The sequence below is a fragment of the Pseudomonas sp. TWI628 genome (genome assembly GCF_039673865.1).
Classification (GTDB): Bacteria; Pseudomonadota; Gammaproteobacteria; order Pseudomonadales; family Pseudomonadaceae; genus Aquipseudomonas.
Map to the genome: position 1 here is coordinate 48,253 of NZ_JBDJMM010000005.1, position 13,271 is coordinate 61,523.

Consider the following 13,271-nt stretch of genomic DNA (forward strand, 5'->3'; position numbering starts at 1 on the left):
GCGCTCAATGCGCCCATGGACGGTCAAGCATCTGCCTGAACTCCGGCTCAGGAACAGGCCTGCTGATGAGATAGCCCTGAACCTCATCACACGCCTGCTCACGCAGGAACGCCAATTGTTCCGCCGTTTCCACCCCTTCCGCCACCACCTTCAGGCCCAGGCCTCTGGACAGGGTGATGATCGCCCGGGTGATGGCTGCATCCTGACTACCCTCGGACAGGCCACGGATGAATGCCTGGTCGATCTTCACGTAGTCCACCGGCAGGCGCTTGAGGTAGCTCAATGACGAATAGCCGGTGCCAAAATCATCGATGGCCAGCTTCACTCCCAGTGCGTGCAGTTGCTCGAAGGTCGTGATGATGTGTTCGACGCTGTCCAGCAGCTGGCTTTCGGTCAGCTCCAGCTCCAGCAGATGCGGCGCCAAGCCGGTTTCCTCGAGCACCTGACGCACCAGACTGACCAGCTTGCCCTGGCGCAGCTGGTAGACCGACAGGTTGACCGAAACCCGAACCTCCAGCCCTTGCCGCAGCCATTCGCGCGCTTGTTTGCAGGCTTGCCGGAGCACGAACTCACCAATAGGGGCGATCAGCCCGGTTTCTTCTGCCAGGCCGATGAATTCCCCTGGCGGCACCATGCCCCTCTCTGGATGCTGCCAGCGCACCAGTGCTTCGGCAGCATGCAGGTGCCCACTGAGCAGGCACAGTTTGGGCTGGTAATAGACCATCAGTTGTTCTTCTTCGATGGCCTTGCGGAGCTGGTTCTCCAGCTGCAGGCGCTCAAGGGTGCTGGCGCGCAGGCTCTCGGTATAGAACTGGAAGTTGTCACCGCCCAGATGCTTGGCATGCTGCTTGGCCATGTCTGCCTGGCTGATCAGGGCATCGGCATCGAGCGTGACATCGGACAGCACACTGATACCCACCGAAGCACTGACCACCACCTCATGCCCATCGAGCCGCTGCGTCTTGCGCAACTTGTTCAACAAGCGGGTGGTGACCCGCACCAGGCTCGACAGGTTGCTGTAACCATCGAACAGCACGGCAAACTCATCGCCGGACAGCCGCGCCACGGTGTCCGCCTCGGGAACGGTGCTGACAATGCGCCGGGCAATCTTGCGAATCAGTTGATCAGCCAGTTCATGGCCCAGGCTTTCATTGAGCAGCTTGAAACGGTCCAGGTCGATATGCAGCAGGGCAAGGCTGCGGCCGTTGCTGCGCACGCGTTGCGCGGCTTGCTGCAGGCGCAACCGGAACAGTGAACGGTTGGCCAACCCGCTCAGTTCATCGTAGTGCGCCAGATAGCGCAGGCGCTCCTCGGATGCCCGGCACGCCGACAGGTCGGTAAAGAAGCCGACCACCTGGCTCAATTGGCCCTCGGCGTCACGTACAGCCGTCAGCTGCAAGCGTTGCGGGTGCAGCTCGCCGTGCTTGCGCGCCTCTACCAGTTCACCCTGCCAACCGCCTTGCTGCGCCAGCGCCGACTCGATGGCCTGGCTGTGCCTGCGCGCATCACTGTGGCATGGCAATTCGAACAACTCGCGCGCCAGCAGCTCGCAGCGGTTATAGCCAGTCATCTGGCAGTAAGCCTGATTCACCGCCAGCACCCCGAAATCGGCGCTGAGAATCACCACACCCTCATTACAGGCTTCGAACACCGTGGCAGCAAGGCGCTGCTGCTCTTCGAGCACCTTCTGCGCCGAGACCCGTTGCAGGTCCTGGTTCAACGCCTGATTCTGGAAACGCCGCAGCAGGCTGCGGTCGAGCAGGCGGTTGACCTGCCAGGCCACCACCAGCAACGCCGCCAGCAGGATCAGCCCGAGCCAGCCCCAACCGCGCTGCTGCCCCGCCTCGAAGTAGAACAGGAACAGGATGGGTGGCAACAGGCAGGGCAAGGCAAAGCTGAGAAAGGCCGGCAGGCTGACTGCATAGGCAATGCTCGCACTCAAGGCGGCCATCCCCAGCAGCCCGAACACCCAGGCCTGCTGCACGAAGTTGTCTTCCGGCACCAGCGCGATTGCGGCACAGGCCAAGGTCAGGCCGCTGAACGCCGAACCGAACAGGAACATGCGGCGCCAGCCGGGGTTGGCCTGGCGTTGCGCCGTGGCTGCATCGAACGCCGCAACCTGGATCACCCGCAGGGCCACCAGCGCCAGCAGCCACACCAGCCAAACGCCCACCAGCAGATAGCGCCCAGGGTTCCACAACAGCCAGGCGCACAGCAGGCCGTTGAGCAGCATGAACAATGTAGGTAACAGAGAGCCTTGATACAGCAGACGCGTTCGCTCGACGGAGAGCTGAGTGGCGAACTGCCTGCGCACATTCCTTGTCATCTCCGGCGATACTCCGATCGCCGTGCAGTCCTGGTTCATAGCGCTGTTTCTTGTAGTGTTCTTGTTATGGTTGGCACTAAACGAGCTGCGATCTTACACAAACGGCAGCCCTGGCCAAACTCCTCCGGGTCATCTTTCACCAAGCCACGCGGGTACGGATACTGGTATAGCTGAAATGTCGCGAGTACCAGAACCCGATGAGCCACAGCGCGACAGGTGAATATTTATACAGTAGGCGTTTGCCCGTTGACCGGCCTGCCCCTAGAATGGCCGGATGCACACAGATGACCTCTCCCTCCTGCTGAATTCCCTCAACGATGCCCAACGCCAGGCCGTCGCGGCCGCGCTTGGGCGTCAGCTGGTGCTTGCTGGCGCCGGTTCCGGTAAAACCCGCGTGCTGGTGCACCGCATCGCCTGGCTGATCCAGGTCGAGCAGGCATCGCCGCACTCGATCCTGTCGGTGACCTTCACCAACAAGGCTGCCGCCGAAATGCGCCAGCGGATCGAGCAGTTGCTGGGTATCAACCCGGCCGGCATGTGGGTGGGCACCTTCCATGGCCTGGCGCACCGCCTGTTGCGGGCGCACTGGCAGGAAGCACGCCTGGTGCAGAACTTCCAGATTCTCGACAGCGATGATCAGCAGCGGCTGATCAAGCGTGTCATGCGCGAGCTCGGCCTGGACGAGCAGAAATGGCCAGCGCGCCAGGCGCAATGGTTCATCAACGGGCAAAAGGACGAGGGCCTGCGCCCACATCATATCCAGGCCAGCGGCGACCTGTTCCTGCAGACCATGCGTGATGTCTACAGTGCCTATGAACTGGCCTGTGAGCGCGCCGGGGTCATCGATTTCTCCGAATTGCTACTGCGCGCCCTCGACCTGTGGCGCGACCACCCTGGCCTGCTGGAACACTACCAGCGGCGCTTCCGCCACCTGCTGGTGGACGAATTCCAGGACACCAACGCCGTGCAGTACGCCTGGCTGCGCCTGCTGGCAGGCAAGAACGGTGGCAGCCTGATGGCGGTGGGCGACGACGACCAGTCGATCTACGGCTGGCGCGGCGCCAAGATCGAGAACATTCACCAGTACACGGCCGACTTCCCCGACGCCGAGATGATCCGCCTGGAGCAGAACTACCGCTCCACCGGCGGCATCCTCAAGGCCGCGAACGCGCTGATCGCCAACAACAGCGGGCGCCTGGGCAAGGAACTGTGGACCGACATGGGCGAAGGCGAACCGCTGACGCTGTATGCCGCCTACAACGAGCACGATGAAGCGCGCTATGTGGTCGAGACCATCGAGAGCCTGATCAAGCAAGGCAGCGCGCGCAATGACATCGCCATCCTGTATCGCTCCAACGCCCAGTCGCGGGTGCTCGAAGAAGCCCTGCTGCGCGAACGCATCCCCTACCGCATCTACGGTGGCCAACGCTTCTTCGAGCGTGCCGAAATCAAGAATGCCATGGCCTACCTGCGCCTGATCGAAGGCCGCGGCAACGATGCGGCACTGGAGCGGGTAATCAACGTGCCACCCCGTGGAATTGGCGAGAAAACCGTCGAGGCCATTCGCGAGCATGCCCGCCACAGCCAGCTGTCCATGTGGGAAGCCATGTGCCAGTTGCTGGCCGCCAAGGCGCTGAAAGGCCGCGCCGCTTCTGCCCTGGGTGCCTTTATCGAGTTGATCGAGGGCTTGGCCAGCAAGGTTGCGGATATGCCGCTGCACACCATGACCCAGACGGCCATCGAGCAGTCCGGCCTGATCATCTATCACCAGGAAGAAAAGGGTGAAAAAGGCCAGGCACGGGTAGAAAACCTTGAGGAACTGGTCAGCGCCGCGCGCAACTTCGAAACCAGCGAAGACGACGCCGACCTGTCGCCGCTGTCGGCCTTCCTTGGCCATGCTTCGCTGGAGGCGGGCGATACCCAGGCGGACGAGCACGAAGACAGCATCCAGCTGATGACCCTGCACAGCGCCAAGGGCCTGGAATTCCCCTACGTCTTCCTGGTGGGCATGGAAGAAGGCCTGTTCCCGCACAAGATGAGCCTGGAAGAACCCGGCCGCCTGGAAGAGGAACGCCGCCTGGCCTACGTGGGCATCACCCGCGCCATGCGCCAGCTGATCATGACCTATGCCGAGACCCGCCGCCTTTATGGCAGCGAGACCTACAACAAGGTTTCTCGTTTCGTACGTGAGATTCCGAGTGGCCTGGTTCAGGAAGTACGCCTTTCCAACAGTGTCAGCCGACCGTTCGGCGGTTCGACCAGCACGAGCAGCAACCTGTTTGCCAATGCGGCCATTCCGCAGACCTCCTTCAGCCTGGGCCAGCGCGTGCAGCACGCAGTGTTTGGCGAAGGGGTGATCCTCAACTTCGAGGGTTCCGGTGCCCAGGCGCGGGTGCAGGTGAACTTTGCCGAAGGCAGCAAATGGCTCATGCTGGGATACGCCAAGCTCGAGGCCATCTAAAAGCCTCGAAACATTCCAGGCAAAAGCTGGAAACATCTTGTCGCTGGTCATGTGCACAGGAACCTGTGCACCATGGCGCGCGTGCAATCCACAACAGGGGAAATCCCATTTATGCAACGTTTTCTTAGCATCGCACTGGCGCTCTGCGTCGGCCTGACGCTGAGCCTGGACGCCAACGCCAAGCGTTTCGGCGGCGGCAAGAGCTCGGGCGCCGCACCTATCCACCAGACCCGCCAGGCTACGCCAACCACGCCTGCTGCCGCGCCGACCGCTCCAGGCCGCGCCCCGGCCGCCGCCAGCGGTGCCTCGCGCTGGCTGGGCCCACTGGCCGGCCTCGCCGCCGGTGGCCTGCTGGCGTCCATGTTCATGGGTGACGGCTTCCAGGGCATGCAGATCATGGACTTCCTGATCATGGGCCTGATCGCCTTCCTGGTGTTCCGCTTCATTGCCGCACGCCGTCGCCAGCAGCAGCCGCAAATGGCCGCTCCGGGCCACGCGCCGTTCCAGCGTGAAGCCCATGGCCAGCAGCCAGCCCAGCCGCCGATCTTCGGTGGTTCGGCCGCCCCTGCCGCCGCAGCCGCTCCGGTAATCAACGCACCGGCCTGGTTCAACGAGCAGAGCTTCCTGGCAGCGGCCCGCAGCCACTTCCAGTCGCTGCAGCAGCACTGGGATGCCAACGAGATGGACAAGATCGCCGAGTTCGTCACCCCGCAGATGCTTGAATTCCTCAAGCGCGAGCGTGCCGACCTGGGTGATGGCTTCCAGTCCACCTACATCGATGACCTCGATGTGCAACTGGACGGTGTCGACGATCGCGCCGACCGCACCGACGCCACCCTGACCTTCCGTGGCGTGTCGAAGACCTCGCGCTTCGACCAGGGCGAAGCCTTCAGCGAAAGCTGGCACATGGTTCGCGCCCAGGGCGAGAACCAGCCATGGCTGGTCGCCGGTATCCGTCAAAACGGTTAACCGTCGCACGTTGCACAAAAAACCCCGGGCCTGTCCCGGGGTTTTTGCTTTTGCCAGAGCAGGCTACTAGGGTATAACGCGCAGCGTTGTCATCAAGGTCAGAGGATGTAAACCGTGGAAGAAGTGATCGAACAACTCCGTGAAGCCAATGAACCCGTGCCGGTGCCGCTGGAGCTTCCCGATGAAGACCAACTGGTCGAGATCGAGGAACAGCTGTTCATCAACATTCCGTTCGTGTTCAAGGAGTTTCTGCTGACGGTCAGCGATGTGGTCTATGGCTCGCTGGAGCCGGTGACCTGCACCGATCCGCAGTCGCACACCTACCTGCCCGACGTCGCTGCCAACGCCTGGGACGCCGGTGTGCCGCGCGACCTGATTCCGCTCTGCGAGGACGGCAATAATTACTACTGCGTCGAGGAAGACGGCACCGTGGTGCTGTGGGAAGGCGACGAAGAAGCCGTTGCCGAGGAGAGCTGGGAGTCGGTGTGGCACTGGGCACGGGACGTGTGGCTGGAAAGCTGAAAAGCGCAGTCAAAACAATGGCTTAGCGCCATCACCCCAGTTAAGATCGCCAGGCTTTCTGCGCCTGGCGACATCGCTACCGCTCCATCCCCTCGGACGACGGTGAAATCTTGCGCAGAGGGCATGCCCTCAGTGCGAATGATCGCGACTGTTCTCCAGCGTCTCCAGCAAGGCGATCTGCATCCGCGAATGCACGCGGATGAACCAGCGCCACAGCAACGCCACCACCACCGCTGCTACCACCGCGATCACCAGCAATAGCTCGCTGGTCGGCAAGATGCTCGCCGACAACGCCGACAGCAGCAGGAAGATCACCAGCAGCGACACCAGCGGAATCACCTCGGCAATCACGCGACGCACACGCTGGGTATGCCGGCCGGCCATTTCCGGCTTCACGCCCATCTCAGCCAACAGCATCGACAGTGCCTTGAGCTTGCGATAGGCGGCAATCAGGAAAGGCAGCGACAGCAGCAACGCCGCGCCCCAGATCAACGCCTTCTGCTGGCTGACATCCGTCACCCACTCATTGAGCCAATTGCCGATGCGTCCGGCAAAATAACCACCGCTGAAGAAAATCGCGATCACCAGCGCCAGGTTGACCCCCACCTGCAGCAGGATGCGCCGGATCATCGCCGCCAGCATGGCACTTTCACCTTGCGGCTGAATGTTGCGCAACCATTCCCCATACAGTGACAGCACCCGCGCCAGGCGCCGTGGCACCACGTTGCCGAGCTTCAGTGACAGCGGGTCGGCGGCGCGGATCAGGTAAGGCGTCAGCAGCGTAGTGATAGCCGAAACCGCCACCGCCACCGGGTAAAGGAAGTCGCTGGTGACCTGAAGGGTCATCCCCAAGGCCGCGATGATGAAGGAGAATTCGCCAATCTGCGAAAGGCCCATACCCACCCGCAGCGAGGTACGGCCATCGTTACCGGCGATGAATGCGCCCATGCCGCACGACAGCATCTTGCCCAGCACCACCGCCAGGGTGATCACCACGATCGGCCAGGCATAGTCAATCAGCACCTGAGGGTCGATCATCAGGCCGATGGCGACGAAGAAGATCGCGCTGAACAGGTCGCGCACCGGCTCGATCAGGCGCTCGATCTTCAACAGCTGGCGCGACTCGGCCATGATCGCACCGATCAGGAAGGCCCCCAGTACCATGCTGTATTCCAGCTTGACCACCAACAGGCAGAAACCGAAGCACAGGCCCAGCACAGTAATCAGCAACATCTCATTGCTTTCGAATTTCGCCACGTAGGCCAGCAGGCGCGGCACCAACAGGATGCCGATGACCAGCGCGACGATCATGAACAACGACAGCTTGCCGACCGTCGAAAACACCTCGCCGGAGCTGACCGAGCCACTGACGGCGATGCCGGACAGCAAGGCGATGATGCCGATGCCGAGGATGTCCTCGACAATCAGCACGCCAAAGATCAGTTGGGCGAAGCGCTCGTTCTTCATCTTCAGGTCATTCAGCGCCTTGACGATGATGGTGGTCGAGGAAATCGCCAGGATCGCGCCAAGGAACAGCGAGTCCATGGTATTCCAGCCGAACCAGCGGCCGATCTCGAAACCGATCCAGATCATCAGGACGATTTCCAGGAACGCCGCGATAAATGCCGTGGCGCCGACCTTGAACAGCTTGCGCAGGCTGAACTCCAGGCCCAGGCAGAACATCAGGAAGATAACCCCCAGCTCGGCCAGGGTCTTGATCGTGTCTTCGTCGTGGATCAGGCCGAACGGCGGCGTGTGCGGGCCGATGATGAAGCCGGCGACGATGTAGCCCAGTACCACGGGCTGCTTGAGGCGATGAAAAAGAATCGTCACCACACCGGCGACCAGCATGATCACTGCCAGGTCCTGGATGAAGCTGATGGCATGCATGGCGCGATACTCCTTGTCGACTTTGCTGGATGCCCAGGCAGACCGCTCCTCTGCCAAGGCCAAGCCGAGCGAGCAGCAAGTACATACTGTATTGAATGCAAGAACGCCCACGTTGCATGGGCGTAGTCAGGTTAACATCGCACCCCGCCGCAAAAAGCCGGTGCAATATGTAGAAACAGATCGGCTGATCAGCCGTCTGTGATGACGTAATTGGCGTGACGATGGAGCGTCCGGCAACGTCCCGTAATTCAGGAAGGCAAACCTTCTAGAGGGGAAACAGAAGTGTCAGCAGATACCCGCCCCGATTCAGCGCAACCTCACCGTGAGCACACTATGGAACCTGGAAACGCCCAGCTGAGCATGACCGTCCTGATGACCCCGGACATGGCCAACTTTTCTGGCAACGTACACGGCGGCACCTTGCTCAAGTACCTCGACGAAGTGGCCTATGCCTGTGCCAGCCGCTATGCCGGCAGCTATGTGGTGACCTTGTCGGTCGACCAGGTGATCTTCCGCGAGCCGGTACATGTCGGCGAGCTGGTGACCTTCCTCGCCTCGGTCAACTACACCGGCAACACCTCGATGGAAGTGGGTATCAAGGTGGTCACCGAGAACATCCGCGAGCGCTCGGTACGCCATTCCAACAGCTGTTTCTTCACCATGGTCGCGGTTGATGACAACCGCCGCCCGGTGCCGGTGCCGCCACTCCAGCCGCACTCCAGCGAAGAGAAGCGCCGCTTCCTGCAAGGCCAGCAGCGCCGCCAGATCCGCCAGGAACTGGAAAAGCGCTACCAGGACCTGAAAACCGACTCGATCTAGATCGCCAGGCGCTGCGCCTCGAAGCGCACGCGTGGGTGAGCAATGCGATCCTGGGCACGCACCAGCTGCAGTTCGTAGCTGGCGCAGGCCTGGGTTTCCAGCAGCACCTCATGCACGGCCGCTGCCGTGAATTCAAAGGCCTGCAGCCAACTGTCGCCCAGCAGCACCCGGGCCAGGAACAACCCCGAAGTCAGGTCACCCACGCCAACCGGTTGCTGCGGGAAGGCCAGCAGGGGACGACGCAGGTGCCAGCTTTCTTCGCGGGTCACCAGCAACATCTCGAACAAGCCTTCATCACGGCCCGGATACGACAGGTGCTTGACCAGCACCACTTGCGGGCCACGTTCGAGCAGGCCGCGCGCCATGCTCACGCAGTCCTTGAGCGATTGCGCACGACGGCCGCAGAAGCTGTCCAGTTCCAGCTGATTGGGGCAAAGGATATCCGCCTTGGTCGCGGCTTCATCGAGCAGGAACTCGCTGACCTCCTGCGGAACGATGCAGCCCTTCTGCGCATGGCCCATGACCGGGTCACACAGGTACAGTGCCTTCGGGTTCACAGCCTTGATGCGTTCGACGCCAGCCAGAATCGCCCGCCCCTGCTCGGCGCTACCCAGATAGCCGGACAGCACGGCGTCGCATTGGCCCAGCTCGCCGATGTTGGAAATACCTTCCACTAACGCAGGAATTTGCGCTGGAGCAAGCACTTCGCCCGCCCACTGGCCATACTGAGTGTGATTGGAAAACTGTACAGTATTGAGGGGCCAGACGTTGATCCCGATACGCTGCATGGGGAACACCGCAGCGCTGTTGCCGGCGTGGCCGAACACCACGTGGGACTGGATGGCGAGCAGATGCGGGGTACGTTTCATGCGGGAAGATTCCAAAGCTGTTTCAAGGATTGTGCAGCGCGCAGTATGGACTCGATTGCCACCTGTACGACAGGCCAGGGACGCAGTTAAGCTGGTTCGACCTGTTTGGAGCATACGTAAATGTTGACCCTGGAGAATCTCTTCGTCCTGATGTTGTTGGCCACGGCAGGCGCTTGGTTATGGCACAACCATGGGCTGCGCGAGAAGGCCCTGGAGCGGGTCAAACAGCATTGCGCCAAGCTCGACCTGGAGCTGCTGGATGACGCCGTTGCGCTCAAACGCATTGCGTTCATCCGCGATGCAAACGGCAAGAAGCGCCTGGCCCGGGTCTATGCCTTCGAGTTCACCGTGACCGGCGAACAACGCCACCCTGGCACCGTGACCCAGTTCGGCGCCCACAGCGCGCAGATCGAACTCGCACCCTACCCGTTCGAGATCAAGACACCACCACGGGCCGACAATGTGATCGAGATGCAGCAATGGCGCCAGGAACACAATCGCTGGCGCAATTGACAATCAGATCAGGCATTGCGCCAGAGCGCTCTGTAACAGCGGCTCTGGCTGCGCCTGCTCGAAGATCAGCTCGATGCGCGAGTCCTTGCGCCATTCGCTTGGCTGCCACTGCGGCAAGTCAGCGTCCAGCCCATTGAATGACTGCCACCCATCCGCACTGTGGATAACGCCCTTGGCACGCCGCCATGGCCAGGCCGCAAGAAATGCCTGCAAGCGCTGCGGGTCAAATCGCTGACTGGGGTGCCAGCGCCAGCCGATGCTCCACCCCCCCTCACCTTCCTGAGCTGAGCAAATTGGCATGGAAGTATCTATCCACAGGGCTGAAGGCGCTGTGGATAGACTCGCTTCAGGCAAATTATTCACAGAACTGTCACTGATTCGACTTGTGGATGAAACAGGCAGCATGTCGAGTTCGACCAAGCCCTGCTGGGTCCAAATCGTGTGGATATTTAAAAACTCTTTATTTATCAACAGCTTAATATCTTCATCCACAGCGTCTGCCTTGTTCAGCAGAACCAGCGCTGCCGCTTGCAAGGCCTGTTGCTGAGCCTCCGGTAATGGCTCACCTCGGGCCAGTGCATGAGCATCCAGCACCATCACCAACGGCTGCACCGCCAGCACCCCAACCCAGGGTGGCTGCTGCAGCTGGTTCAGCAACTGCACAGGATGACCAAGCCCGGAAGGCTCGATGAACAACCGGTCGGGCCGAGCCTTGCGCAGCAGGCGGCCGAGCCCGACCTGGAACGGTGTACCGTTCACGCAACACAGGCAGCCACCGGCCACCTCGCCGATGGCGATACCGTCCTCGTCACGGCTGAGCAACGCCGCGTCGAGGCCGACCTGGCCAAACTCGTTGACCAGCACGGCCCAGCGTTCGTTTGCAGGGCGCTGGGCCATCAGCTGGCGGATCAGGCTGGTCTTGCCAGCCCCCAAGGGACCGGCGATGACGTAGGTGGGGATGTTCTGCAGCATGCCAGGACTTCTATGCGGAGTTCACCCCACTATGCCCCGTCATGCCAGCCAGTCAAGGCTGAGCAGCAACCGCCGCTGTTGACTGGCCGGCGAGCGGTGGATAAGTCCCGCGCCTTCATTACCCAGCCATTTTTCCCCTTTGAGTACAGCCACCTCACCCGCCTGCAGGGTGCGAATGTTATCCACAGGCGCTGCCGCCAGATGCAGACCTACCCGCTCTACTGCACCTTCTTCCAGCCATTCGCTGCCAGGGCCGACGTAGGTGGTCAGCAAGCGCACGGGCACGTTATCCACATGGAAGCGCGGGCACATGGCACCTTGCAGCACCCGCAGCCGCAACCCCACCCGCCGTGCACCGAGCAGGCAGGTGTAGGCCGATACCAGCCACTTCACATCGGCAACAAATCCCTCGTAGCCATGCAGCTCGGCTGCCTCCTGCAGCAAGCCAGGCAGTCGCGGCGGCTCGTGCTCGTTCACATCGAGTACGCGCTGGTCTGCCAGGGGCTGGCCGAGGCTTACCGCCAAGGCGGCAAAGTCTTCCAGCTGAGCTGGCAAGCGGCGCTGCCAGACGGCCAGGTTCACGCCATCCTGGAAGATCTCGGTGAGTACCTTTGGCGCTTCACCAAAGGCCTGGCGGATATCCACAGGGCGCAACGCCGGGTTCATGCTGCTTCCTCGGCATGCCAGGGACCGAACGGATCCGGCAGGCGAAGCCAGGCCACCGGCCCGAGCGCCATTTCCTCATCGCTCAGCAGGCAGGCATCCAGCTCTGTGGATAACCGCGCGAAGTCGATGTTCTGCCCAATGAATACCAGCTCCTGGCGGCAGTCACCGGTTTCGGCGTGCCAATGCTTGAGAATGTCCGCCGTGCTCTGCTCATCCTGTGGCCAATGCTCGCGTGGAACAAACCGCCACCAGCGCCCGGCCAGGCCATGACGCATCATGCCGCCAGCCTGCGACCAGCTGCCGGCTTCCTGGAATTTGCTGGCCAGCCAGAAAAAGCCCTTGGAGCGCAGCAGCCTGCCGTTGCGCCAGGTGTTGTGGATAAAATCGAAGAAGCGTTGAGGATGCAGTGGCCGGCGGGCTTCCCAGGTGGTCGCCGCGATGCCGTACTCCTCGGTTTCCGGTATGTGCTCGCCGCGCAACTCCTGCAGCCAACCGGGTGCCTGCGCGGCCTGGTCGAAATCGAACAGCCCGGTATCGAGAATCCGCGCCAGCGGCACCTGGCCCATGACCATCGGCACGATCTGCGCGCGGGCATTGAGGCTGCGCAGAATGGCGGTGAGTTCCTCTCGCTCGTGCTGGCTGATCAGGTCGATCTTGCTCAGCAGCAGTACATCGGCGAACTCGACCTGTTCGATCAACAGGTCGCTGATGGAGCGCTCATCTTCTTCACCCAGCGTCTCGCCGCGGCTGGCCAGGCTATCGGCTTGCTGATAATCGCGCAGGAAATTCAGGCCATCGACCACGGTGACCATGGTGTCCAGGCGCGCCATGTCGGACAGGCTACGGCCTTGCTCATCGCGGAAGGTGAAGGTTTCGGCGACCGGCAGGGGTTCCGAGATACCGGTGGACTCGATCAGCAAATAGTCAAAGCGGCCTTCCTCGGCCAGTCGCGCGACTTCTTCCAACAGGTCTTCACGCAGGGTGCAGCAGATGCAGCCGTTGCTCATCTCGACCAGTTTTTCTTCTGCGCGGTTAAGGCTGACGTTGCGCTGCACTTCGCTGGCGTCGATGTTGATTTCACTCATGTCGTTGACGATCACCGCGACCCGAAGGTTGTCGCGGTTACGCAGCACATGGTTGAGCAAGGTGCTCTTGCCGGCGCCGAGGAAGCCGGACAGCACGGTGACAGGGAGGCGGTTGGACATGGTGAAACCTCTTCAGGCGGACGCACTCGAAACGATGCATTGCACAATGTTATAAAGTA

At 61.6% G+C, this 13,271-nt stretch carries 11 protein-coding genes; 5 read left to right on the top strand and 6 right to left on the bottom strand.

Annotation, left to right across the window (positions count from 1 at the left end; all coding sequences use genetic code 11):
• Positions 1 to 4 precede the first annotated feature (4 nt).
• Positions 5 to 2,365, bottom strand: coding sequence for an EAL domain-containing protein (locus ABE528_RS05200; protein ID WP_346652378.1), 2,361 nt, complete (start codon positions 2,363 to 2,365; stop codon positions 5 to 7).
• A gap of 235 nt (positions 2,366 to 2,600) precedes the next feature.
• Here ABE528_RS05200 and uvrD point away from each other — a divergent pair, with 235 nt between their 5' ends.
• The 3 genes from uvrD to ABE528_RS05215 all read left to right on the top strand — a co-directional run bounded on the left by uvrD (position 2,601) and on the right by ABE528_RS05215 (position 6,278).
• Positions 2,601 to 4,787: a DNA helicase II gene (uvrD, locus tag ABE528_RS05205; RefSeq protein ID WP_346652379.1), complete on the top strand. Its 2,187-nt coding sequence runs from the start codon at positions 2,601 to 2,603 to the stop codon at positions 4,785 to 4,787.
• A 111-nt stretch (positions 4,788 to 4,898) separates the two neighbouring features.
• Positions 4,899 to 5,756 carry a TIM44-like domain-containing protein gene (locus ABE528_RS05210; RefSeq protein ID WP_346652380.1) on the top strand — a complete coding sequence of 286 codons (858 nt, stop codon included), beginning with the start codon at positions 4,899 to 4,901 and terminating at the stop codon, positions 5,754 to 5,756.
• 114 nt (positions 5,757 to 5,870) lie between these two features.
• Positions 5,871 to 6,278, top strand: a complete 408-nt coding sequence (locus ABE528_RS05215; protein ID WP_027917084.1) for an SMI1/KNR4 family protein — start codon at positions 5,871 to 5,873, stop codon at positions 6,276 to 6,278.
• Positions 6,279 to 6,407: 129 nt separating this feature from the next.
• On the opposite strand, the gene ABE528_RS05220 is transcribed toward ABE528_RS05215, so the two are convergent.
• Positions 6,408 to 8,168: a cation:proton antiporter gene (locus ABE528_RS05220; RefSeq protein ID WP_152957308.1), complete on the bottom strand. Its 1,761-nt coding sequence runs from the start codon at positions 8,166 to 8,168 to the stop codon at positions 6,408 to 6,410.
• Positions 8,169 to 8,501: 333 nt separating this feature from the next.
• On the opposite strand from ABE528_RS05220, the gene ABE528_RS05225 reads away from it, so the two are divergent.
• Positions 8,502 to 8,987 (top strand): acyl-CoA thioesterase, encoded by a 486-nt coding sequence (locus ABE528_RS05225; protein ID WP_152957307.1) that lies wholly within the window; start codon positions 8,502 to 8,504, stop codon positions 8,985 to 8,987.
• On the opposite strand, the gene pdxY is transcribed toward ABE528_RS05225, so the two are convergent.
• A complete protein-coding gene (gene pdxY / locus ABE528_RS05230) occupies positions 8,984 to 9,856 on the bottom strand; it encodes a pyridoxal kinase PdxY (RefSeq protein WP_346652381.1) in 873 nt (290 codons plus the stop codon). The genes ABE528_RS05225 and pdxY overlap by 4 nt on opposite strands.
• 120 nt (positions 9,857 to 9,976) lie before the next feature.
• Here pdxY and ABE528_RS05235 point away from each other — a divergent pair, with 120 nt between their 5' ends.
• Positions 9,977 to 10,369 (top strand): DUF3301 domain-containing protein, encoded by a 393-nt coding sequence (locus tag ABE528_RS05235; RefSeq protein ID WP_054884785.1) that lies wholly within the window; start codon positions 9,977 to 9,979, stop codon positions 10,367 to 10,369.
• Positions 10,370 to 10,372: 3 nt separating this feature from the next.
• Here ABE528_RS05235 and ABE528_RS05240 read toward each other — a convergent pair whose 3' ends face one another.
• Genes ABE528_RS05240 through zigA form a run of 3 tightly spaced genes read right to left on the bottom strand, consistent with a single transcriptional unit; the run spans position 10,373 to position 13,212 of the window.
• Positions 10,373 to 11,341: a CobW family GTP-binding protein gene (locus ABE528_RS05240; protein ID WP_346652382.1), complete on the bottom strand. Its 969-nt coding sequence runs from the start codon at positions 11,339 to 11,341 to the stop codon at positions 10,373 to 10,375.
• A gap of 39 nt (positions 11,342 to 11,380) precedes the next feature.
• Complete coding sequence (locus tag ABE528_RS05245; RefSeq protein ID WP_346652383.1) at positions 11,381 to 12,007, bottom strand: DUF1826 domain-containing protein; 627 nt, start codon at positions 12,005 to 12,007, stop codon at positions 11,381 to 11,383.
• Positions 12,004 to 13,212, bottom strand: coding sequence for a zinc metallochaperone GTPase ZigA (gene zigA / locus ABE528_RS05250; RefSeq protein ID WP_346652384.1), 1,209 nt, complete (start codon positions 13,210 to 13,212; stop codon positions 12,004 to 12,006). Before zigA ends, ABE528_RS05245 begins: the two co-directional genes overlap by 4 nt.
• Positions 13,213 to 13,271 lie beyond the last annotated feature (59 nt).

Bases quoted from the DNA above. Each gene is read 5' to 3' on its own strand.
- ABE528_RS05200 (WP_346652378.1), bottom strand. From the start codon at position 2,365: ATGAACCAGGACTGCACGGCGATCGGAGTATCGCCGGAGATGACAAGG.
- uvrD (WP_346652379.1), top strand. From the start codon at position 2,601: ATGCACACAGATGACCTCTCCCTCCTGCTGAATTCCCTCAACGATGCC.
- ABE528_RS05210 (WP_346652380.1), top strand. From the start codon at position 4,899: ATGCAACGTTTTCTTAGCATCGCACTGGCGCTCTGCGTCGGCCTGACG.
- ABE528_RS05220 (WP_152957308.1), bottom strand. From the start codon at position 8,168: ATGCATGCCATCAGCTTCATCCAGGACCTGGCAGTGATCATGCTGGTC.
- ABE528_RS05225 (WP_152957307.1), top strand. From the start codon at position 8,502: ATGGAACCTGGAAACGCCCAGCTGAGCATGACCGTCCTGATGACCCCG.
- pdxY (WP_346652381.1), bottom strand. From the start codon at position 9,856: ATGAAACGTACCCCGCATCTGCTCGCCATCCAGTCCCACGTGGTGTTC.
- ABE528_RS05235 (WP_054884785.1), top strand. From the start codon at position 9,977: ATGTTGACCCTGGAGAATCTCTTCGTCCTGATGTTGTTGGCCACGGCA.
- ABE528_RS05240 (WP_346652382.1), bottom strand. From the start codon at position 11,341: ATGCTGCAGAACATCCCCACCTACGTCATCGCCGGTCCCTTGGGGGCT.
- ABE528_RS05245 (WP_346652383.1), bottom strand. From the start codon at position 12,007: ATGAACCCGGCGTTGCGCCCTGTGGATATCCGCCAGGCCTTTGGTGAA.
- zigA (WP_346652384.1), bottom strand. From the start codon at position 13,212: ATGTCCAACCGCCTCCCTGTCACCGTGCTGTCCGGCTTCCTCGGCGCC.